At 48.8% G+C, this 23,878-nt stretch carries 18 protein-coding genes and 1 pseudogene; 6 read left to right on the forward strand and 13 right to left on the reverse strand.

Annotated features, from left to right (window positions below; all coding sequences use genetic code 11):
• Positions 1-308: 308 nt before the first annotated feature.
• The 7 genes from GGC63_RS20640 to GGC63_RS20670 form a co-directional block, all read right to left on the reverse strand.
• On the reverse strand, positions 309-3,566 hold the full coding sequence (locus GGC63_RS20640; RefSeq protein WP_192703905.1) for a hypothetical protein: 3,258 nt from the start codon (positions 3,564-3,566) through the stop codon (positions 309-311).
• 262 nt (positions 3,567-3,828) lie between these two features.
• Entirely contained in the window at positions 3,829-5,172 is a 1,344-nt protein-coding gene (locus GGC63_RS20645; protein ID WP_192703906.1) for an FAD-dependent oxidoreductase, read from the reverse strand.
• A gap of 87 nt (positions 5,173-5,259) precedes the next feature.
• A complete protein-coding gene (locus GGC63_RS20650; RefSeq protein WP_192703907.1) occupies positions 5,260-6,813 on the reverse strand; it encodes an extracellular solute-binding protein in 1,554 nt (517 codons plus the stop codon).
• 51 nt (positions 6,814-6,864) lie between these two features.
• Positions 6,865-7,737, reverse strand: coding sequence for a carbohydrate ABC transporter permease (locus GGC63_RS20655; protein WP_192703908.1), 873 nt, complete (start codon positions 7,735-7,737; stop codon positions 6,865-6,867).
• A 3-nt stretch (positions 7,738-7,740) separates the two neighbouring features.
• On the reverse strand, positions 7,741-8,670 hold the full coding sequence (locus tag GGC63_RS20660; RefSeq protein WP_225948382.1) for an ABC transporter permease: 930 nt from the start codon (positions 8,668-8,670) through the stop codon (positions 7,741-7,743).
• Between the two features lie 344 nt (positions 8,671-9,014).
• A complete protein-coding gene (locus tag GGC63_RS20665; protein ID WP_192703909.1) occupies positions 9,015-11,303 on the reverse strand; it encodes a helix-turn-helix domain-containing protein in 2,289 nt (762 codons plus the stop codon).
• A gap of 321 nt (positions 11,304-11,624) precedes the next feature.
• Complete coding sequence (locus GGC63_RS20670; RefSeq protein WP_192703910.1) at positions 11,625-12,227, reverse strand: TetR/AcrR family transcriptional regulator; 603 nt, start codon at positions 12,225-12,227, stop codon at positions 11,625-11,627.
• A 162-nt stretch (positions 12,228-12,389) separates the two neighbouring features.
• On the opposite strand from GGC63_RS20670, the gene GGC63_RS20675 reads away from it, so the two are divergent.
• Positions 12,390-12,752: a winged helix-turn-helix transcriptional regulator gene (locus tag GGC63_RS20675; protein ID WP_192703911.1), complete on the forward strand. Its 363-nt coding sequence runs from the start codon at positions 12,390-12,392 to the stop codon at positions 12,750-12,752.
• A 137-nt stretch (positions 12,753-12,889) separates the two neighbouring features.
• Here GGC63_RS20675 and GGC63_RS20680 read toward each other — a convergent pair whose 3' ends face one another.
• The 5 genes and pseudogenes from GGC63_RS20680 to GGC63_RS20695 form a co-directional block, all read right to left on the reverse strand.
• Positions 12,890-13,366, reverse strand: coding sequence for an MFS transporter (locus GGC63_RS20680; RefSeq protein WP_225948362.1), 477 nt, complete (start codon positions 13,364-13,366; stop codon positions 12,890-12,892).
• Between the two features lie 58 nt (positions 13,367-13,424).
• A complete protein-coding gene (locus tag GGC63_RS20685) occupies positions 13,425-14,849 on the reverse strand; it encodes a hypothetical protein (RefSeq protein WP_192703912.1) in 1,425 nt (474 codons plus the stop codon).
• A gap of 235 nt (positions 14,850-15,084) precedes the next feature.
• Positions 15,085-15,723: a hypothetical protein gene (locus GGC63_RS20690; protein WP_192703913.1), complete on the reverse strand. Its 639-nt coding sequence runs from the start codon at positions 15,721-15,723 to the stop codon at positions 15,085-15,087.
• A gap of 80 nt (positions 15,724-15,803) precedes the next feature.
• Positions 15,804-16,053 (reverse strand): annotated as a pseudogene (locus tag GGC63_RS34565) (IMP dehydrogenase); the annotation flags it as partial.
• 22 nt (positions 16,054-16,075) lie between these two features.
• On the reverse strand, positions 16,076-17,386 hold the full coding sequence (locus tag GGC63_RS20695; RefSeq protein ID WP_192703914.1) for an amidohydrolase family protein: 1,311 nt from the start codon (positions 17,384-17,386) through the stop codon (positions 16,076-16,078).
• Between the two features lie 157 nt (positions 17,387-17,543).
• Here GGC63_RS20695 and GGC63_RS20700 point away from each other — a divergent pair, with 157 nt between their 5' ends.
• The 5 genes from GGC63_RS20700 to GGC63_RS34930 all read left to right on the forward strand — a co-directional run bounded on the left by GGC63_RS20700 (position 17,544) and on the right by GGC63_RS34930 (position 21,186).
• On the forward strand, positions 17,544-17,972 hold the full coding sequence (locus GGC63_RS20700; RefSeq protein WP_079912023.1) for a MarR family winged helix-turn-helix transcriptional regulator: 429 nt from the start codon (positions 17,544-17,546) through the stop codon (positions 17,970-17,972).
• A gap of 126 nt (positions 17,973-18,098) precedes the next feature.
• Positions 18,099-18,878 (forward strand): aminoglycoside nucleotidyltransferase ANT(9), encoded by a 780-nt coding sequence (gene ant(9) / locus GGC63_RS20705; RefSeq protein WP_192703915.1) that lies wholly within the window; start codon positions 18,099-18,101, stop codon positions 18,876-18,878.
• 542 nt (positions 18,879-19,420) lie between these two features.
• Positions 19,421-20,116: a DUF4386 domain-containing protein gene (locus GGC63_RS20710; RefSeq protein ID WP_192703916.1), complete on the forward strand. Its 696-nt coding sequence runs from the start codon at positions 19,421-19,423 to the stop codon at positions 20,114-20,116.
• Between the two features lie 33 nt (positions 20,117-20,149).
• Positions 20,150-20,770, forward strand: coding sequence for a class I SAM-dependent methyltransferase (locus tag GGC63_RS20715; protein WP_192703917.1), 621 nt, complete (start codon positions 20,150-20,152; stop codon positions 20,768-20,770).
• 281 nt (positions 20,771-21,051) lie between these two features.
• Positions 21,052-21,186, forward strand: coding sequence for a hypothetical protein (locus GGC63_RS34930; protein WP_264082104.1), 135 nt, complete (start codon positions 21,052-21,054; stop codon positions 21,184-21,186).
• A 278-nt stretch (positions 21,187-21,464) separates the two neighbouring features.
• Here GGC63_RS34930 and GGC63_RS20720 read toward each other — a convergent pair whose 3' ends face one another.
• A complete protein-coding gene (locus GGC63_RS20720) occupies positions 21,465-23,741 on the reverse strand; it encodes an ATP-dependent DNA helicase (protein WP_192703918.1) in 2,277 nt (758 codons plus the stop codon).
• Positions 23,742-23,878 lie beyond the last annotated feature (137 nt).

Here is a 23,878-nt window from a genome sequence, read left to right on the forward strand (position 1 = left end):
AACGTTTTGCACATATAACAACGTAAGCCTCTGATTTGTGACATCGGAAACGAACGACATAAAAACTCATCAATCGTTCTTTCGCGCCAGTATGCTAATAAATCTGCTGATTAGTTGAGAAAAGCATCAGATCGATACGACCGGATGCCCGGATGGGGATACTTCCATTTTTCAAGGATTGGTTTCCAATTGGTATTAAAATTGGTAAAAGGTGTCCTGTAGCCATTTTCACGGCTTATGGGACACCTCTTTGTGTTCATTTTCATTTCCCGGTTCAGTCCTGATGATCTATGGGTCAGATCCAACCTTTACTGCACTAACTGTGCATTGCGAAACAATGTGGGGTCCTTCGGCGTCGTTCCGACTCCCGATCCCCACTGCAAGAAACCATCGCGGGAATCGCCTGTGGAGCCCCGATCATCGTCATTCACCAGGAATGACATCCCAATAGTCTGCGTCGGCGGCCCACTATAACCAAGCGAGGCCCACGGCACAGAGATGACATAGTGTATGATGCTGCCGCTTTGAATGATGCTCGCTTGGGCACCAGGGGTTGGTCCCGCCTGCTGGCCGGCAGGTGCTGTGAAGGTGTAAACCGACGGCCCGCTGTCGAGCAGTGCTGCGCCGATTTCGACGCGCTGGCCTCCGGCCTGTCCCGGCACTCGATCGTAGGTGCTGAACTGGATGGAGTCGGTCTGCCACATGGCGTTTGGTGCTCTTGCGCCGAAATGTTTGTCGTCAGTGATCGTGGCGTCGATCACAACCCCCTCGTTGTTGTAATTGATACGAAGCTGCCCACTTAGGTCGCTGTTCCCGCTGCGCGCTCCTAATATCGATACCCAGGTTGCTTGCGTCGCAAGGTCGATTGCAGGTAAGGTTCGGTGGTCTACGGGCTCGATGGGAGCGTAGGAAATCGAGCCGGATAAAGTGCCCGAACCGTCGGCACTGTCCACCGCCACGCTATAGCTCAAGGAGTCGAATAACGGAATGCCGGAGACCGGAACGCGCATCGAAGCGGTTCCACTTGCAGGAACATACACCTTATCCGACACTGTCCCGGATGCCGGCCCTACCTGGTAGGTCACTTGGGTCGCCGTGAGGGGGCTGCTCCGATTATTCTTCAGCGCGATATCGAGAAAGTAGCTTCTGGATGCCGCGTCCGACGTGATCTCCGGCCGGACGCTGATCTCGAAGGGCTTGACGACATTTGTCGTAGCCCTCAAGCCTGCAACGAGACTCGGCTTGTGCTTGTTATTGCCCACGTTCCCCGGCTTCACTTTCGTTACATCAACGGCCACAGTCCGCTGGCCGAGAAGCGTGGTTGCAGGAACGCTGATGGTGGCGCTCGTAACCTTGCCTGGGGAAGTGCGAAGCTTCACAGGCTGCACCCCGTTCGCCATGATTGTCAACTCGTTGGGAAGGTCCGTCTTGTGATTTGATCGGTCTGCGGTTACCGTAACAAGAACCGTATCTCCTTGGATCGACCGATCGGCGACTTTCATCGTGACCGCTGACTGCGTCACGCCCAAGCTGTCCATGTTGCCGGTGACGTAGACCGGGCTGCCGGTTAGTGTTAGAACGACCGTACCGTCTGTCGGATTCACCGTCTGTGTCGAGCCATACTGATTAGTGATCATAAGAGGCTGGGTAGTGTGCAAAGCAATGGCCTCGGAGCTGGTGGACCACATCACCCGAGTCGTCGATCCTCCTCCAGTATACGGATACGAGTAGGCGGTAGCGGAGCCAAGGTCATCGCGATCACCAATCGTCTTTCCGGTCACCGCGCGAATGAGCACAGCGTTTGCGACAGCTCCCGGTTTCGGAGCTACGCCAAGTACGCCATCGACGGGCTGCCTGAACAACCCAAAGTGATGTTCCCTATTATTGGGGTCCGTACCGTCATCCATAGCCGAGTACCAGTTATATACGTCCACGCCGGCTGCCTTCACCAGCACTTGAGCACGCACCAGGTTGTCCGCTTGCTGGGGCTCCGTGGAGGCGGCGGCATACGTCGGCCAACCGTTTTCCGTAATCCACACGGGGACGTGCCGATTTCCAGCCGCCTGCTTCACCTGCTTCACCAACGCAGGAAGCTTCGATACCAACAGTGTCCGCTCGGGCGGGGTGTTTGCCCCCTCCAAAGCGTAGCCGTAGACATTCGTCGCGAACGTGTCAATGTAATTAATACCGCCGGCAGCGAAAAAGGCACTATACCAGTTATCGTCAAAGGTGGTTGCAATCGGGCCCATGACGTTCGCGTCCGGGTTTCCTTCGTGAATGGGTCCATACATGGCCTGAAGCATCTGCACATAGCAGGCTGCAGTAATACCGCAAGCGCCGTTGTTGAAGCCGGTGCCGTTAAACTCATTGTAGATGTTGAAATCGCGTACCTTGCCCTTATAGTGCTCGGCGGCAGCTTTCCCGAACTGACCAAATGCAGCCAGACCGGCCGCGGAGCTCGGCGTTTTCCCGTTGTCATAATTGGCATTGTTGTATGCCAAGACTCCCTGGGGAGTCATGCCGAGGTCAAGAGCCTGTTGTGACTTGGCCTCAAAGGCATACCCAGCCCAGTTGTACACGCCTGGCTGCTTTTCAATTAGCGACCAGTTAATGTCGCTTCTAATGTGGCCGTAGCCGATTGTCGCCAATGCGTTCATGAGTCCATCTTCGAGGGATTTGTAGTGACCAAAATGGGAGTCGATCCCGAAGAAGGAGTCAGGACTCAGGGCGCCCGCTGGGGTAGGGGTCACAATGCCAAACGTTGTAGTGCGTGTTAGCGTTTGTCCATCAATCATGCTTGAGAAAGTGAGGTTGTAGAATCCCGGCCCGAGGTCCTGCACGGATAGAAGAGCATGTCCGTCAGAGCCTACGGGGATAGATCCCGTACGAAGACTCATACCCTGGTCATCAGAAATGTCGTATGAAACCGAGTCACCCACGGTGCCGAAATCCAGGTTCGCGGAATTGGTTGTAAAGAGCAGGCTCGGGTTCATTACTGCCAACGCTGGAGTCGTTGCAAAAGTAACTTGGACTCGTGCAAAGCACATTTCCGGCATGACACCGTTGAGGCTATGAACGCGCAGACGGAAATCTGCGCCGTTCGTGCCGTTGGCGAACTTGATTCCGCTCAGTTCAAAGATCTGGTTCTTCCAAGTCTGGCTGCCGCTCGTGGGCATCCACGGAGTGGCTTGAAAGGCGTTGCTCTGACCGTCGTACTCGATAGCTAGGGTCGTCGCCGCTGCGTCAAAGTAATCAACGGACACAACCGCGTACGTCGCGCCCGCAGGCTTCGCGGAGCTTGCGACATCAACGTAAATGTAGGGGTTCAACGGATTTTGTGATGTCGTCCAGCATGCCATGCCATTCTTGGTCGCCGCGGCATGTGCCGGGTCTTTGTCCGCGTCACCGGGCCAAGCCTTGCTGACACCGCTGTAAACGGGAGGCGAGCTCAAGATTGCGACGGCCTGCGGCTGGGCAGCTATAGCCAGGGGTGCCGTCCCCCCAAGTATGCTGACTGATACAAGCAAAACAAGCATCAAACGGATCATCCACTTTTTCACGAACATCACGTTCACTCCCTTATCTTGGCTTAAAAATCCAACTTCATTTGTAAGCGTTTACTATATTGAGTTTAGTTTCCTGCTCGACGGAAATATATTAGCGTGCTGTAAAAAGTCCGCTGCGGTGTCCATTTGATCTTCCAATCGCTGTTGATATCGGATTCCTTGGATTGTTTGATTATTGCCAAGCTATGTTGGCGCAATAGGCGGCCTGCTCAGCCGCCCGGCTGCGGAACAGTGGCTTGTTCATCCAGCTGTCCCTTCCAGATTAATCCGTTCCCTCTGCCCAAGCAGCGCTTGCAGGCATCGGAACCCGCTCCACCTCCCCCTCGACAAATTGGCCCCGCAGCTGGAGAATAAACCGGATGTGGGAGGGCTTGACCTTCCGGACATCCTGAAGACCCTGGAACACACAGAGCGCAGCCGCCGTTCCCGCCGCTTCCCCGATGGCGCTGACCGAAGCCATGATCCGGTAGGAGCTGTGGGCTTCGTGGGTACCGCTTATGCATCGTGAGCTGAGTAATAGATTGGCGCAGCCCTTGGGAATAAGCGAACGGTAGGGGATATGGTAATAGCCTGGTTCAGGAATGCTTTCCAGCCGACTAGCACCTCCATCCGGATTATGAATGTCCAAGGAGTAGGCGCATGCCGCCACCATATCATCAAAGCGCCTGCACTGCAGGCAGTCCTCTGCGGTCAGTTCATATTCACCGACAATTCGCCGCCCCTCTCGGACACCCAGCTTGGGGGCAATGTAATCCAGCTTCGCGTGATGGAAAGCGGGATGCTGCCGGATGGCCTCAAACAACTCCTGCGCTTGCCGAATTCCCTCTTCCCTGCCTCTGGTAACCGTTTCCGGGCGGGTAGGGTCTACATCCAGCACCGAAGTAGAGTTAAACAGCAGGGCCTTCCCATCCGGATATGGAAAGCATGTGACGCCCTGCCGGGGGTTGCCGGTGCGGCCTGCCGCTTTCATGTCGAGATAATAAGGCAACAGTTCCCTGCGCAGCGAATGAATGGCCGACCATTGCCGAATATCCGGCTCCTTCAGTAGAGAACAGTCTATGCCGCTCACCTTAAAGGTGGCGGTAGCGGATTGCATCCGCCCATCGCCTTCTCTGCCCAGACTGTACTCCAATCCCGCCAATGCGGAAAGATTGCCGTCGGCAGTAGCATCGAGGTATATCTTGGCGGTAACCGCAGCCGTTCGGCCTCCCTGGATGTGCAGACGAACAATTCGTTCGTTCTGCTTATCCACTTGGGTCACCTTGCTGTCGGTCCACACCGTAAGGGTCGGCTCGGAAGCCAATAGCCTTTCGTACGCAGCCTTCAGCTCCTGCTCATCATAAGTAGGAACAAGCTTCTCATTGTAATGCGTGTATGAGGTGGGAAATAACTCCCGATGAATACCGCTGGTAATCGGTTTTCCCCAGGAATCCCGGAAGGTGCATACCAGAGATACACTGGAGAATACACCTGTCCCCCCCACTTCCTTGGCTTGCTCAATCAGCAGCACTCTCATCTGCAGCCTCGCAGCAGCTAACGCAGCGCTTATTCCTCCGACACCCGCGCCGGCGACGATAATATCAAAATCATAAGACTCCTTATTCATATCCTTAGACCTCCCGAATGCGTGGCTTCTTCAAGACAAGCCCGCCGAACAAATGCATTGTCCTCCAGCAAATAACTCACAACGACCTCATTTTCTTAACATAGCCGCTTTCTTAGCCTGCTTCGTATACAGTTCCGTGTATTCCTTGATCATTTGATCCCCGCCCTGGGAGCGCCACTTCTCCACTTCTCTATTGAAGCCGGCTTCATCCAGGGTTCCCATAATGAATTTGACACGGGCGTCGGCAATGATCTTGTTCAGCTCCGTTCCCTTCTCCACGGCCGTCTGAGAGATCAGTGGCTCCACCGGGTTGGATACGGCGATGGCCTCATTGTTTTTCATCATGGTGCGGAATTTATTGTCCGCTTCCCCCTTCCCCTTCCAGATCATCAGCGCACCGTCATAGGTAGGCAGCTGCTTGAGAGGAGATACCTCGTTGGCGTACGCAGTCTGGTCAGAGATGGCCGGTTCCCCGTCTGCTCCTTTGGTGTAATGGACACCCTCGATCCCCCACGTCCAGGTATACAGCATTTGGTCATCGACGATTTTATCGAAGAAACCAAGAAGCTGCTTCAGCTCCGCCTCCGACTTGACAGTGGCCTTCGGGAACACGAACATTCCGTTATACCCTGTGGTTGCAAACACCCGCTCTCCCTTAGGGCCCTGAATTTTGCTGACAATATCGATCTTGGCGGCAGGACTGGCTTTCTTCAGCTCGTTTCCTCCTGTGATCACAAAGTCGAGGGTAGTGAACAGCATGCCGGCCTTGCCTTGATAAAATTGCTCTTGCTGTTTGCTGACTTTGGTTGCCGCAAAATCCAGGTTAATCAGCTTTTCGTCATACAGCTTCTTGTAGAACTTCATAGCTTCCATATTTTCTTTAGTCATAAACATGGGAACGGCTTTGCCATCCTGAATGTCCCATTGGTTGGGCGCTCCGAAGAAAGAGGCAATAGTCTGAAAGCCGGTGAGACCCATGGCGCCTGCTCCTCCCGAATCCTCGGCTTCCACTAGCCCGAAGGTATCGTTTTTGCCGTTTTTGTCCGGATCATTTAAGGCGAATGCTTGGATGACCTTGTAGAGATCATCGATGGTCTTGGGCTGCTGCAAGCCCAGATTGTCCAGCCAATCCTGCCGGAAGGCGATGCCTTGACGGGCCAGAGCTCTGGCTCGGTACAAACCGTAAACCTTGCCATCCACGGAGATATTGTTCAGCACCTGCTCATTAGTGTTGTACTTGCTCAGATTGGGAAACTCCTTGATATAGGGTCCGATCTCCCAGAACATGCCCGACCGCTCTGCATTGATGATAGATGAGGACTTGGTATCCGCAATCATCAGTACCTGAGGCAGATCATTGGAGGCGATGGAGACGTTCACCTTGTCATTGTAAGCAGACGCCGGAACCCAGGTGGCATTGATCTTGGTATGGGTGTATTCCTCGATCTTCTTAATAATCGGATTGTCGGCCTTGGGAGGCTCTGTCGAGGAATATTGGTTCATCATCGTGAATGTAAATGGTCCGCTTGGCGCTTCGTTAGTGTTCCTCGCTTCCTGATTACCGCTGCATGCCGACAAACTGGTGGCCGTTAGAATAACTGCGACAACCGTTAGGGACATTTTGAGCTTTACCTGCTTCATGTCTTACTCCCCCTCATCATATTGAAAATATTGTATCAAAAGATGAACAGATCATCCTTTAACTGAACCCAGCAGCACTCCCTTGGCGAAGTGCTTTTGCAAAAAAGGATAGACTGACAGAATCGGGACGGTGGAGAACACGATAACCGCCATATTGATAATTTTGGACGGAGGCGGGGGCGCTTCGTTCATATCGGACAACCCCTTCTCCGACAGGATCACGATCTGTCTTAGCAGGACCTGGATGGGCCATTTCTTCGAATCGTTGATGTACAAAATAGCGCTCAGGAACGTATTCCAATGAGTCACTGCATAGAACAGCGCAAAGGTTGCGATAGCTGGCAGAGATAGCGGGATGACAATACGGAATAAAATGCCAAGGTCATTGCAGCCGTCGATCTTGGCCGATTCCTCCAAACCGTCAGGCAGCTGCTGGAAGAAATTTTTGATGATGATCATATTAAAAGCACTGATCGCGCCGGGAATAATAAGGGCCCAGTAGGTATTGGTAAGGTGCAGCGCTTTGACAATCAAAAAGGTAGGCACGATACCTGCGTTGAACACCATCGTGAAGATAACCATGAGCATAATGGGGCGGCGTCCGTATAGATCCCTACGGGCAAGCGGATACGCCATAAGCACCGTCAACAGCAGGTTCACTAGTGTCCCAATCACGGTCACCCCAACGGTCACTGCCAAGCTGCGAAGCAGGATCGGAGTGGAGAAAATGTAACGGTAGCCCGTCAACGAGAATTTCGTTGGAAATAGGAGAAAGCTCTTGGACAGTACCTCCTGCTCCGTCGCGAAGGAGATCAATAGGATATAAAGAAACGGGATGAGCATCACAGCTGCCACCAATAGCAGGATGGCAACGTTAGTCCACTCGAACAGAAGGGTACCCCAGCTTCGTTGTCGCTGATTCATAGATTAGTACACCCCTTCCTCGCCGAATTTTTTGACCATCCAGTTGGAGCCGATGACCAGTACAAATCCGACAACCGACTTAAAAAGGCCGACAGCCGTACTGAAACTGAACTGCCCTTGTGTAATCCCCGCCGTATAGACATAAGTGTCAAACACTTCCCCGACCTCACGGTTAATCGGATTCAGCATTAGGAAGATCTGCTCAAAGCCTGTGTCCAAAAAGGTACCGAGCCGGAGGATAAACAGAATGATAATGGTAGAGCGGATGGCTGGGAGCGTCACGTGCCATAATTGTCGCAGCCTTCCCGCACCGTCCATTTTGGCGGCTTCGTAGAGCTGGGGGTCGACTCCTGCCAAGGCTGCAAGGAATATAATGGTTCCCCAGCCTGTTTCCTTCCAAATGACTTCCAGTGTGATCATCGTTCTAAACCAGCCTGCGCTGGCGAGAAAATTGATCTTATTCCCGCCCATTGCCATGATGGCTTCATTCACCAGTCCGCCGTCGATGGTAAAGAAGGTATAGGCGATGCCGACCACCACGACCCAGGAGACAAAATGAGGTACGTAGATGACGGTCTGTATGGCCCGTTTGAATTTCTCTCGGCGCACTTCATTAATCATAAGAGAGAGCAGGATCGGTGCGGGAAAAAAGAAGATAATATTGTACCCGGCCAGCACCAGGGTATTCCTCAGAAGCATCCAGAACGCCGGATCATGGAACAGCCGCTCGAAGTGCTTCATGCCAACCCACTTGCTGCCGAGAAAGCCCAGATAAGGCTGATAGTCCTTGAAAGCCATAAGAAGTCCCCACATAGGGGCGTATTTGAACAACAGGAAGTAAAGCACCCCGGGGGCCAGCATCCCATACAGCCATTTGTTCCTTCCTATCTGCTCCCAAAAACTTTGCTTCTTCGGCTTAGCAGCGACAGACATTTCAAGCGCAAGATTTTCATTGATTGAATTCATCTCTCGACTCCACCTTCGTGTTTCGTATCTTTTTTGTGCGTACCTTCAAGATAAGCGGGTGACAAGCGGACGTCTATAATCGGGGGATAATCATTAGGAAGGGAGTTTGTCGCTGTAGGGGCTATAATCATCATCACGTGTGGAATAATCATGTTACAACAACATGAGATAACCCCACAAAGTGGGGTCTGGCTTCGATGCGGGTTCAGATACTTTGTGGGGAGCCCCCGAATTTTTTATACTCCCAATCATGTTGAAAAAGCCTCCCAACGACAGGCAAGGAGCCTATCGCGGAAGGTCTTTGGAAGGGTTCATGTTTGGTGTCGGCCATGCAATTCCCGGTATTGTCCGGGTGTCATGTTCTCCATTTTACGAAAAAAGCGGATGAAATTTTGAGGGTTGGTGTAGGTTAGTCTTTCTGCGATATCTCCGATCTTCATATCCGTCTCTATCAGCCATCGCTTCGCCATCTGCAAACGGTAGCTCTGCAGGTACTCACTGAAGCTGATCCCCTTTTCCTTACTGAACAGTGGCCCCAAATAGTTGGGGTGGTAATTCAATTGCCTTGCACAAGCCTCAAGGGTGAGCTCGGTATCGAAGTTCTGGTGGATCAAATCCGTTAACTGGTCCGATATTTTCTTGGCGTGAGACTTGTTCTGCTGCTCCAGCCTGCGTATAATCGGGTCAATGACGATATCGCTAAACCACAGGCGGATTTCCTCCTGGGACTCCAGATCAAGCAGTTTGTCAAAAAGCTGCTTTTCCTGATCGGGTGGTAATTCCGTCTCCGTATCCTTCTTTATATCCGGTGTTGTCTCGAACTGTCCAAGCTCAGTAAGCATCGTGTACAGCCTCACCAATGCCATCCGGTATTGGCGCCAGTCGGCTTGCTCTTGAAAGATTAGTCCAATGCAGCGCTCCAACAGCTCATCGGCCCTTGTCCTCTCAGCCAGCTTAACTGCATCGTACAGCTCTTTGGCTGCGCGGTGCGGGAACACGCTGGATACCAGGTCTTCAAGCTGGACATCATCGATAAACAGAACGGATTCCGGGCCGAAACGGATCCGGTAGCGAAGCGCCTCAAGTGCTTGCTCAACAGAGACAGCAATATCAATGAGCTGCTTCCCAGGCCGGCTGATGCCTATGCTGATTTGCAGCTTCAGGTAATCCAGCACGGTTTTCTGAATAAGCTCCGCCGAGACAAACAACCGGTTCTTGTACTCCACATCCGAAGTCCCAGTACCTCCGATAACCGTAATCTGGGATTGTTCCAGCAGCACCGGATCTAACCGTTCCTCGGCGGGGATCAACTCGCCGACGATATTTGCGATGGCGAAGAGGAGCAGATCACGATCATTTTCGTTATACCGGGACCTCTCCAAAGAATCGATCTGAATGGCAAGTACAGCATGCCACTCCCAATTTGCGGAATAGCCATACTCTCTCAGTCTGGCAGACAGCTGAGACTTTCTCTCCTCGCCACGAATCAGCTTCATAACGAAAAACTGCTTTAGCTCCCGCACTTGTCCCGTAAGCTGGGCCAGGAGGCTGGATTCGGTCTGCAGCATGGATTGCAGCCGATAGCCGATCATGGCGAATTCATCGGTCCGGGCTTCCTCTGGCGGATCTCCGAATCGGTCGACCATCGTTGCGACCAATTTCCGGACCGGCCGATAGAACGTCCGGGAACCGAGCAGTGCCAGTCCGCCGGTTACGAGAACCATGAGCAGGCATACAATCAGAGTAACCCAGCCTATAGAGCGGGAATCTCGCGTAATATCCTTGATGGATATGGCGGACACATAAATCCAGCCATTGTAGCTTGACTTGCGCAGGGTGACGCTAGTGTTGTCCCCGTCAAGCTCCACATTGAATTGTCCTTCCGTTTCACTACGCCTTTGCATCTCGGCGGTAAGCTGCTCCAAACCGGATTGCTGTACCTTTTGATCGCTTCGTGACAACAGATGGTAATCCTTATCCATGACCAGGATGCTGCCGATCCGGTTGTCAGCCGCCAGAAGTACCGCCAACTGCGATTCGGCAATGGTTACGATGGCCAGCCCATTGGCCTTCAGTGAATTCAGCGGGATTTTCTTCACGAGATTAATAGTTGGCGAACTCTTATCCTCGTCCGTTACCCAGAGAGAGAATGAGGATAGATTCTCATACCGGAGAAGCTGATCCAGATTCCTGATATCGTCGAATGTAAAGATATTGTTGTTGTCGACACCCCATTGACCTTTTAAATTTAGTACCGTCATATTGTTTATGGTCAGCTCGAAGGTTTGGCTGCGCACCAAGTTCTGATACATTTCGTTATAAACCTGATAATGAGCTGCTGAATAAGGAAGCGACATAGCGTTCACTACAAGTGGCGAGCTAATATACTGTGTAACCGAATGGTCGATCGTTTTGAGGATTTGCTCCACACGAAGCTGGATTTGCTGAAGAGCTGCCATGCTGCTATGGTTGACCTTGTCCTGAACTATAGAGGAGGCTTTGTAATAGGAGATCACTCCAACGATGATAGCTGGAATAGAGCCGATCAATAGACCGTACATTAAGAGACGGGTGAAATATTTGCTGGAACGAATTTTCATGGCATCTCCCTCGTAAGGCGTTACGTCTAATGTTTCTCCTATTATAGAGACGGGATGGAAGGAAGTCCATAATCAGGGCATAATCATCAGAACGGATTATCGGGCTTGACTCACTATCGGCGGCTGGTTGACCGCCCTAGGGTCCGTGTCTATTGAATGTACAAGAAACCGTTCCTTTCGTTAATGGCTGGTGGTGCTTCCATTTACGATAGGAACGGTTTCTTTTGGTTTTGCCAGTCAACCAGCAAATGTTAAAGCAAGTTTTTTGGCTTTACTATAGGGCATATTTAGATTTATATAACCTTATCGGGGCAACTTTTATTAGCTCAATGCATCCCATACACTCATCAGTTGAGTTATGGCAGCTTCAAAGGCCTCGTAAGGAACACCGTCCCGGGCTTGAGTGGAAATTCCTCGTAGAAATGTTTCAAATAACATAACCATCACGGAGATATCCGTAGATTCGGGCAGCTCCCCGTTAACTACGGCTCGTTCTATACATTCTTTTATCCAACCCCGGACCCTCTCTCTTTCCTTGGACAGCAGGTCGCGGATATGTTGTTGCTCGGGCGAACAATTTACGGCAGACAACACTAACAGGCAACCTAAAGGATGGGAGTTCTCCGTCTGCATCCGTGCTGATTCCCGCAATCCCAGTTCCATTGCTGCTTTAGCTGTCAAGCTTGTATCCCTGAAAGTTTCCGAAACATGTCCATAAGTAGATATATATCGATCCACCGCTTCGCGGAACAGCGCTTCCTTGGATTCGAACGCCGCGTAAAAGCTCGCGGCCGATATATCCCCCATCGCCACCCGCAACTGAGCCACTGAGGTGGATTCAAAGCCGTGTTCCCAGAAAAGCAGCATGGCGGTCGCAACCGCCTCGTCGCGATTAAATGCGCGTGGACGTCCCGTTCGTGGCATAAGATGATCTCCCTTCATTAATTTTATAATAATCGATCCATAATTCGTTGACAAGGGAGCGTGGTTAAGCTTAACATATAGAATGATCGATCTATAATTAAACTCGGCTTAACTGCTAATCTCGGTTTTTGCTCAAATCTTTTGTAAGGGATGTGTGGACAGATGATAACCTTTAGAGACAAAACCTATCGCTGCACCTCGGAAATTGTACTTGATCTAGTCAGCGGTAAATGGAGAATATCCATATTAAATGAATTGTCTAAAGGTCCGGTTCGGTTTAATCAGCTGCAGCGGCTGCTTCCCGATGCGACCCAACGAATGCTTACAATGAAACTAAGAATGCTGGAAAGCGACGGACTCATTATCCGCAAGGTTTATCCGGTTTCGCCGCCCAAAGTGGAATATCGCTTATCCACGCTGGGTGAACAATTGGCTCCCATGCTCACGATGTTATGCGATTTTGGTACCACCTATATCGACAGCTTTCCCGATAAAGTATCGTATACCAATCATAAGCATGCCTAAGAAGCCGCTTCAAATATTAATACGTTAAGAGGTACCCAGACGAGTACCTCTTAACCTTATATTCCGCGATCACAAGCTACCTTCGTATTGACTGCGCAGCTCGTTCTCCTCCTTAGATGTCCTGCGAGCTCCCCGATCTAAACGATAGCTGATCCAAGCCAGAACGGGGGGACGCCAAGGACACTGGCCACGGTAAAACCCGTAAAGATGATGGAGATCACCGGTCCTCTTTTTTCCAGAGGCATCGTTTCACTGGCCACAGCCATCGCAAGCGCAATCAAGACGCCGGTAACCACGGCCGTGACCACTCTAGAAGCTAGAAGCAGAGCATACGACCCGGACATCGCCGTGATCATATTCCCGACAATAAATACGCCGATCAAAGTAAGGATGAGCGGATACTTGGAGAATCGGCTGAATAACGCCGTGAAGATCGGGGTTCCTATGGCAAAAGACAGGGCAAAAGCCGACACCAGGGAGCCTGCGGCCGATATGGCGATCTTCATATCCGTGGCCACTTCGGTTAATAATCCGACCATCACAAATTCACTGGTTCCCAGGACAAAAGTCAATAAAAATAAATTAAAAGTCAGCAGCTTGTGTTGTTTAGTCAATATAAATCTCCTCCTGCTCCTATCCGAATGGACAGTAAATCTCGTTTGGTTTAAAGACTTACAGCACTAAAAATTGCGTTCCGAACCCTTTGCCGGAAACATAAGCCGCTTCCAGTTCCTCTTTATCTCCTTTGTCCAATAAAACCACATTTTCGGGATACAGTTTGCCTAGTAACGCCCATAATACAAGTTCATTTCCACCGCTGGGAATAAAATGAATGCCATCTATATTCGTCACCAATCCGGAATGCGCGAGAATGTCTGCCGCTTGGTGCCAGCTAATGGAATTTCGTTTAGCCACTGCGGCATCGGCATTGTCGTTTCTATTCGGACAATATAAAAACCGATGTCCCCTAAAGAGCTGACCGAGATCTACCGTAGATTCACGGCCTTCCATTTCGAGGCTAAACCGTAGGGTCGATCGGCCGGTACCGGCATTTGGCAGCAACCGGGCGATAGATGGTTCACCGTAATGCTCCCCGGAAATAGGAAGCCCATTCTCGTTCACCGGTGTGCCCTTCCCCGCCTCGTTGCGCGGAGCGGCATAATAATCTTCATATTCATAGTCGAAGGAGACAGCAGTCAAATCTTGTGTTCCATCTGTCGCTATGGTTTGTACAGGGTGCCACTTCAGCAGATACTGCGCTGCCGTTCGGGCCGACTCTCCGAGACCTGCCGGCAAGACGGTTCCCAGATGATATTGGAAGCCGTAACCGGCATCAGTCAAACCGGAGCTGACGACACTTTGCGCATATCGGATAATCGATTTGTGCGTCAACTTTTTCCCGAGCAATTGTGTTAAAAAGATCTCCCGGGCCGGCTCCAGAAAACGCAGTCCTTTGAAGCCCGCGTGTTCCTTGACTTCAAACGGAACTTCCTCCCAATTGGCAAACGGAAGCAAGGCATCCCGCAGCAGAACGAATTGGTGCAGATATTCATTATAAATCTGCATGATCTTTGGACCGCCATAGGGACCCCATACCTGAGCGATGGCTTCCGGGATCAGGGGGTGACCATAACAGTGACTGCGAAATTCCAGCTTTCCGAGCGTTTCCGGTCCATACTTGGCGAGCGCGTTTTTCTCGGAATTTATTTCCCTGGCCCAGCTTACCAATTGCTCGCCGATGCGCACCGCCTGCGCCGTAATCTCGGCGCCAGCTTTATCCTCAAGAGCTAATGGGCCCAGCGGCAAAGATGACAAGCGTCCGGAAATCGCCAAATTGGCTTGAAGGCTGTCCAAGAGCACCGTCGGATCACCGTTCACCGGTTCGCCAAGCTGTATCAGTATTGCCTCAAGCATCTTATCGAGCTCCATAACGACCTCTTTTGCCCGGTATACACCGGCAGGCAGATTCCAATCCATGGCCTCGTTCACCCCCTGTCTGATGGAGTCGCCAGGATATTTGCCGATTAGAGACCCCATATCGATAGCCTTCCCCCATACAATTCGCTTATCTTTCAAAGTAACTTGGTATTCCTGCATACCTTCACACCTCACCTATGATTTTTTTAAACGACCGTACCGCTCTGCGAAATATGGATCGATCGTTCTGTATGTTAGGTTATCAGAATCCCCTACCCTTGAGTAGTACGCACTTTTTTGTATGATCCGATTACTTTTGTAAGGTAGGATACATTTTGATACTGGGATTGCGGGGATTCGTCGGTGGAAAAAGACAAAGGCCCGTGACGTTTAACGCCACGAACCTTTGTCATACCTATTTCCTTCTCCTTTTTATAATTACATAAAAGCAGCTTACGAACATTAGCAGCACCACTGGAACAATATAATATAGATAAGGCTTAATCCAACCCTGATAATATCTTCGGTAAAGATAATAATAGTTTTTCGCTTCATATTCATTCATTTGTTCAGACAAGTTGACTCGTTCACTGGGCGTACTACCTTGGCCTATTTTCTCTAAATCCCCTGATGCGGAAGATAGTAATGCCGTTCTTGAATAATAGCTTGTGTGCCATTCGTTAACCCCTGTGCTGTTGTTTTTGTAGGCATAAACCAGGTAGGACTCACCTACTTTAAACTCGTAGCCGCAAGAATCTTCTCCGCCGGCATTAGTCATTACAATAACTTCGGTTTGATCCATTCCCTTCCAGGACTGCTCAACCGCTATTCTAACAACATGCCGCCATTCGTACACTTCACCCTTTTTTCTGTTTTCCCAAACATCTTCTTTCATTTCAATTACCTTACCGGAAAAGACAGCACCTGCTTCATCTAATGCTTTGATTGGATCACGCTGAAAGGCACAACTACACGCAAAGCATGAACTAGGCAGGATAGGAAGCAGTACTAGTATGAACCCAAATACAACAGACAGAATAAGATACCTATTCATGTACACTCCTTCGATTCCTTGATGGCCTTCATCGATGATTAGACGCTGCACAATGACTGTAGGTTTCCATAATCACTTAATCAAATATTGAACCTAAAAAACTCGCTTGGATTCTCCCCGAGTTCATTCGTAATCTGCACGTCATGCGCATGACTTCCCTGAAGCCTGCGCCCGTAATGCGTATAAATGCCGTGTCTTCCTTCAGTTCCCCCGATCGTACGAGTGCCGAAGTAGCCCATACCTTGAATGAGACCGCCTACGAGCTGATGAATCGTCGTGCAGCGGGCCTTTATAAGGAACGTGTCTCTTTACAGGGGGATTTTTCTTTGCTCCCCTTCACGGGTAAAAAGGATTAAATTCGTTTTTGCACACCTTTGAACCATACGGCTTTAATAGATAGTGTATCCGAGATGTTAGTTGTCGGATCCCCATCGACAAGTACCAGGTCAGCGCACGCATCCTCGGCAATACGGCCACGATCATGAAGACCGAACCGCCGGGCCGGTTTCGAGGTAGCTGACTGAAGCGCTTCTATCGGAGTGAATCCGGCCGAAACCAGTAATTGCAATTCATGATGCACGCTGGCTCCATGAGCAAGGCCGCCAAGATTCGGAACGGGAACGGGGGCGACATCCGTCCCGACCAGGATATCCACTCCCGCTCTGTGAAGCTCCATCACATTTGTAAAGCTATTTTCCATTTTTCCTTGCGGGAAAGTATTTAAGCTAGAGTTCAAAATATCGATCCATTCGGGACTTAATTTGGAATGAACACGCGGGTCATTCGCCAATTGTGATGCAGGGCTCCCAAGAATGGACGAGTTCAACACCAAGCACGGTATAACAAACGCACCAGAATCGGCTATGGATTGCACTAACTCCGACGTGTACTCGGGCCTGTCGATAAACAAGTGGCCCAAACCGTCGACTCCCAAATCGATGGCTTCTTGCGATGAACGAGCCGTCAAGACGTGGGCGATGACCAACTTATCGAACTTGTGGGCTTCTGTCACGGCTGCTTTCAGAATCTCGTCGCTTAGTACAGGCAGGCCGGGTGCACCCATAACCGTTCCTTCTTCAATCATGATCTTAATATAGTCGGCTCCATTTTCCACTTGAGTATGCACATGCTTAATCGCCTCTTCCACCGTGGTCACTTGCGGTATTTCTTCGTGATCGTGAGCGTATGCGGCCAACATCGCTTCCCGGTCTTCCTCCGATAACTTCTCTAGTTCCTTTAATATGAATTCCGGTATTTCATCTCCATCCGGCAATAATTCATCCGGGTGTCCGCCCGGAGCGGTGATCGCTGTGCCAGCAGAACGGACGTCAGCGACGTCATTCACATTTTTCAACTGAATCTCGCGCCCTCTTTTAGTAAAATCGCCGTTCATTTCTAGTTCTGTTGTAACGCCAAATTTTAAGGCATCTCGTAATCCTCCGATTGAGGTATGGACATGTGCGTCAATTAAACCAGGCATCAGAGTCGCATTTTCACCATCGATAATCGTTGCACCGGCCGGAAGGTCTCCGCCCACTGAAATAATGTACTCCCCTTTAATGACAACATATCTCGGCGTAATAACTTGATCTCCATCAAAGATACGTACATTTATAATCGCCGTAACTTGTTCTAACACAGCATTTTGAGCTATCTTCTCCATTTGAATTCCTCCCAAGTGTTTGTTGATAAACAATTAGGATTATAATTGTTAGTTTTCTAACTGTCAAAAAACTAACTTTTGTTTGACACAAAATTTGGATCCCTGTATAGTTTATTTACTTACAGTTAGATTTCTAACAATATGGGGAGGTACGATCATGAAGCCTCGCAAGGATACGCCTTATCTGGACTTGTTTCAGATTATTGGCCTTAAGTTAAAGAAAAAAGCGGACGATAGCATAAAAGAGTTAGGATTAAACGCTCAACAAGGAAAAATCATTGGCTATATCTACGAGAATCAAGAAACTGAATTAATTCAGAGGGATCTTGCCGATCGGTTTCATCTGCGTGGGGCAAGCATTACAAGCATACTTCAAGTTCTTGAGCAAAAAGGATTTATCGAGCGTAAAGTTCCAGCCAATAATGAACGGCAAAAAAATATTTATGTTTTACCAAAGGCCGTTGAATTGATTGAAGACTTCTATGACTCCTTCCAAAAGGTGGAGGACGAGATTGTTCAAGTCCTTACCGAAGAGGAGAAGCAGACCTTAAAGGAATTGTTGATCCGAATTAATGAACGCTTATAACTGCGGTTGTAATCTCCTGGACGATCGCTGGAGTTCCTTGTTTCATTAGGCTATGTAATACTATGATCAGAATGAATAGGACGAAGGCAAGTCAAATTGTTCGGTAGACAAGGGGAGTTGTAGCTGATGGGTGACTTGAATAACAAAAAAATACCGAAGGAAGCGATCCAAGCATTTAACGTTGTAGAGGAGCTGCTTGGCAGTGCAGTAGTCGGGGTATATCTATTTGGTTCTGCAGTAACCAGTGGCTTACGCATTAATAGTGATGTAGATGTCCTCGTGGTTGTAAATCAAAGTTTGACTGAGATAGGTCGCAGAAAACTAACAGACAGACTCATGCACATATCCGGAAAGGTAGGAAATGCTGATTCTGTGCGACCACTTGAAGTCACGGTAATAATTCATGAAGAAGTTGTCCCCTGGCGATTTCCGCCAAAACACGAATATATCTATGGTGAGTGGCTCAGGGATGAGTTTGAGAATGGACAAATTCAGGAACCAACTTACAACCCTGATTTGGCTATTGTTTTAGCACAAGTGAGAAAAAATAGCGTTTCTCTTTTTGGTCCTGATGCTTCTGATCTACTTGAACCCGTGCCGATGACACATATTCGAAGGGCGATTATAGAATCTTTGCCAGGATTAATTGAGAGCACCAAGGGCGACGAGCGAAACGTAATTTTAACTCTTGCCCGAATGTGGCTGACAGTGGCTGTTGGTGAAATCTCATCAAAGGATATAGCTGCAGAATGGGCTATACCTCAGCTGCCAAAAGAGCATGCGACTTTACTCAACATAGCAAAAAAGGCCTATCGCGGAGAGTATGTTGATCGTTGGGAAGGGCTGGAAAGCGAGGTAACCGCACTCGTTAATCATATGAAAAACTCTATAGAGTCTTATTTTTAACGGCAGCTTTGAAAGACTGAAAAACATGTGAAAATAAGAAGAAGATCGGAATGCCTTTATAAAAAGCACTCCCGGAGGTTGCCCGATCACACATCTAGATTGCCGCTGTTTGATTGAACGTTACTTCAATAAATTAAACAGGACGTATTGAGTAAAAAGACATTTCAATCTCATCCTCAGTCACTGTATTAGAGTGAGTACCTACATAGTGCATCGCAGAGACTATTTCATCCAATGTCCCTTCAATTAGGTCACAGTCTTTTGAATGAAAAATAAATAATCCTTTATCGTACGTAACATTTTGCACATTGAAGACCTAGCAACACAAATGCCTTTGCGCCATTATAACATACATTTCATCCCATTCAGCAAGCTAGCATATAGCTTAATTGATCCTTGTTAACAGGTCCTCAATTTTTTCAGACAGCGGTTTTTTGTTTGTTGTAACCTTATAGGTGTCATGCAATCCTAGCTACTCATGAAATTGTTCTACTGGGGCATATCGCTCAATTATAATATTATAGAAAAGGAGGTTAATTAAGTTGAAGAATAGTACAAATTCAGGTAGAAGGTCTGCAATAATTTCTGGGTTGTTATTAATAGCCGGGTTGGTTACAGGTATATTTAGTGTTGTTCCTGTTATAGATGGAGCAGACTACCTTGTCAAGGCTTCTACAAATGAAAATCAGGTGCTAATAGGAGCCTTTTTCCAATTGTTAATGGTTGTTACCTATGTTGGTATTCCTATTTTGATGTATCCGATTTTAAGTAAGCATCATAAAGATTTAGCTCTTGGATCTGTTGCTTTCGGCATCATTGCGGGTGTGTTTATTATTATGGGTGTAATCATTCTTCTGTTGCTACTGACATTAAGCCACGAATTTGCAAAAGTTGGAGCTCCGAATGGTTCGTATTTTCAGACCCTGGGTGAATTGTTACGGGAAGTACGTGATTTGGTGAACCATGTGGCAACGACACTGGCATTTGTTTTGGCTATGTTCTTGTTTAACTGCATATTTTACCAAACAAAAATCGTTCCACGTTGGTTGTCCGTTTTAGGTCTTGTCGGGTCTATATTGTCCATATTGGCAAGCTTACTATTTATGATTCGCTTCATCAGTCTGGATGCAACCTACATGATGTTGAACATTCCAATTGCCTTTCAACAATTGGTTTTGGCTATATGGCTAATCATTAAAGGATTCAACCGGGTGGAACAGAATTCAGTATTCCTTTAAGATGAGCGCTCTAGAAAAGAAGGTGAAACGGAAATGAATAAATCAGAACGTTTTTGGGACAGAACCGCAAGTCAATATGATCAAATCGAGATGAAGGATGAACAAACTTACCTCCAAATCATACAACGAACGAAAACGCATCTCAAAATAAGCAACGTGGTGTTGGATTACGGCTGTGGAACTGGATTAATATCCAATGATATTGCCGAAGACGTGAAAGAAATTCATGCGATTGATATATCTTCTAATATGATCGCAATTGCCGAAAAAAAGGCAAAAGAACGAATCATCACAAATATAAACTATGCTCACGCAACCATTTTTGATGAAAGGTATAAGAAAGGATCATTTGATGTCATCTTGGCCTTTCATGTTCTGCATTTATTGGAAGATGAATGTATCGTTCTACAAAGAATGAATGAACTGTTGAAACCAGGAGGATTATTAATTTCTGCAACACCATGCGTGGGAGAAAAGATATTTCTAAGAAACTTGTTATACATTGCAGGTAGAGTTGGTTTAATGCCGATTATAAGATCATTTAAAATACGCAATTTAGTCGATACAATTGAGAAGGGGAATTTTTCAATTGTCGAAACGGATTGCTTGAAGAAAAGTTCTCAAGAATATCTCATTGTTGCTAGGAAGTTTTGATAAAGGAGCCTTTGCAGTCGTTTTGCCAAATATTTCGCCGTAACTTATATCACGGTTTACCGAGTATGATCTTACACTAACCTCCCCGTTACTTCAATGAATACTAAATAGGAGCTGCTCTCGCGGCATCTCCAAACTATCGTCTCCCGTTACTAAACCCTTCAACATCTAAATCGAATGAATGGTATTTCAACTCCTTTTTCAAAAATATAATCAGTCGGTATGGGAAGACGTGCCTAATCGAAGAGCATTCACATTAGAGGGCATAGGATGAACAGAAAGTGACTATCAACGATCTGGAGCCAGGAAAATACCGAATTATCAAAGAAGTCTCCATCATGGATATACATGATACTAAAGAGGCTTTGACAGCGGATTTCGAAGTGGTTTCACCCGAGCATTTTCCAAATCGTTAACAATCTTAAGAAACAGCAACAGGCAAGTTCAGACCCATTATCCTTTCAAATAAAGAGCATAACCCAAATCTTCCTATTACTATCTCACCGAAGTTCTCTTGAAGATACTTCATAACATCACATCCAATTAATGTTTTCATTAACATCTATACGTTTTCGTTCACTAGATGTTACGTTATCCTGCCCAAAAGCTTAATGAGGCTACCGATCAATTTCGCGGCAGCCTCACTTCGAACTTTGCTATTGAACTAACTACACGATACCCCGATTTTTACCAATTAAACACGCCACTCCTCAGGAAGCAGCTGCATGTATTTGGGCTGTAAATACCGATCATCGACAAGCACGAGAGAACCACGATCCTGCTCCGATCGAATCAGCCTGCCGCCCGCTTGCAGCACCTTGTTCATGCCCGGAAAAACATAGGCGTAATCAAAGCCGTCCCGTCCTGTTCTGTTGTAATAGTTTTTCATCAGATCACGTTCCAGTCCGATTTGTGGCAGTCCCACACCAACGATAATGACACCGGTCAGCCGGTCTCCTTGAAGATCGATCCCCTCCGAAAATATGCCTCCCAATACGGCAAAGCCGACTAACGTTCGCTCCCTTCCCGCCTGGAACGCGTCCAGAAACCGCTCCCGATCCTCTTCCGACATCGTATGGGTCTGAACAAGGATATCAGCGTCCGGCATTTCCGCTTCATACGCGGCCACTCCGGCCTTCAAATATTCAAACGAAGGAAAAAAGACCATGTAGCAACCATTACAACTGCCGATTCGCTCGCGAAGCAGTGATCCCAGTCTAGCCATCGAGCTTTCACGGTCCCTGTATCGCGTCGATAACGCCACGATGCTCAACTCCCATTGGTCCTTCGAGAAGGGGGATGGAATCGCAAACGTATAATCGTCCTCCCCCGCACCGAGTACATCCTTGTAGAAGCCGAACGGGGACAGCGTTGCCGAGAAAAAAATTTTGGCCCGATAGCCATTGCTCATATGTCGCAGCAGCTGGGACGGATCTAGGCATAGCAGCTTGACTCTGACCTCGCTGCGTTCGACTTCGGCATAGGTGACGAACCGTTCATCCGCCAACTTCGCGATTCGAAGGAAGCTTTGTACCGCGAAATAAACATCCTTCAAAATCGTCAGATCTTCTTCCCCGCCTGCAACAAGCGTCTGCTCGGCTGCTTCGGCGAACGACTCTAACCGTTCAAGCAAGCTTTGCGGCGGGCCATCAAGCAGTGAATGCTTCCGCTCCCCCACCTTCTTGCGCAGTTCGATGAATATTTCATTCAAGGCCTTCGCCGCCTGGGCAAGCTCTCGTTGTTTGCCTCTGCTTTCCCGCTGAAGATGGAGAAATCCGGATTTTACTAGCTCCGCAGAAAACATGTCCCTTGCCCGGTCGACCAAATTATGCGCTTCGTCCACCAATAGAGCAGTTTGCTTGCGCTGCTCCTGCAGCAACCGCTTCAACGACACACGCGGATCGAATACATAATTATAGTCACAGATGACCGCATCCGCGGCGTAGGCTGCTTCTATTGACAGCTCGAACGGACATATCCGGTGTTTGCGTGCATAGTGTTCGATCACCTCGCGATCCATCAATGCCTCATGCTCCAGCATGTCCAGCATCGCTCCGTTAAGCCGGTCATAAAAGCCATCTGCGTATTCACAGTACTCCTTCGAGCAGCGCACTTCATCCTTGAAACATACTTTTTCCTTCGCCGTCAGCGTGACGGTCTTCATCCGTAAGCCAGCATCCGCCATGGCGCGCATCGCATGCTCCGCCGCAGTCCGGGTTATCGTTTTGGCAGTTATATAGAAGATTCGTTGAAGATGCCCTTGCCCGATCGCTTTAACAGCCGGGAACAAGGTCGAGATCGTTTTGCCGGTTCCGGTCGGAGCTCTTGCGAATAAATCTTTCCCTTCGGCGATCGCCGTATATACGGCCCCGGCTAACTTACGCTGCCCTTCCCGGTAGGCCGGATAAGGAAACGGCAGGCTCCGCGCGCTCTCGTTCCGTTCCTGTTCGTGCTTAGCCATCCATCTTGCATATGGTGTGTATACCTGCAGCATTCCGAGCACTAAACCTTCCAGTTCCTCGGTCGTCTGCTCCTTCCGAAAATGAATTTGTTCGTCAGTATCCAGCTGTACATAGGTCAATTGCACGCCCAGCTTCAATAAGCCTTCCTTCACTGCATACATATACGCATAACATTGTGCCTGCGCCCAATGTTCGGGATGTGCGTGTTCCTCAATACGTTTTATATCCTGCAGAGTGGACTTAATTTCCTCAATGGTGACAAGCTCGTTCTCCGGGAAACGGATGCCATCGCAGCGCCCTTCCAGTCGAAAACGTAAGTCCCCGCATTCGAATTCCTGCTGCAGCGGTACTTCCTTGAGGTCCGAATCTCCGTACGTCTTTTGCAGCTTCTGATGCGCAAGCGTCCCTTCTGAGAACGTAGGTGCCGCGTGGAAGCCAGATTCCAGACTGCCTCTGCGAAACGCGTATTCGACCAGTGCACGTACGGAAATGCGAATAATCGGTAGCATTTGCTCTCACCCGAAATCATGTTAATTTACACATTAGCATACCATGTTTTGTACCGAATGCAAACAAATGTTCCTGATTATGGTTATGATAATCGGATTCTCCGGACATCCGGGTAGCAATGTCGCCCCCAATTCGG

The sequence above is a fragment of the Paenibacillus sp. OAS669 genome, assembly GCF_014873645.1.
Classification (GTDB): Bacteria; Bacillota; Bacilli; order Paenibacillales; family NBRC-103111; genus Paenibacillus_S; species Paenibacillus_S vulneris.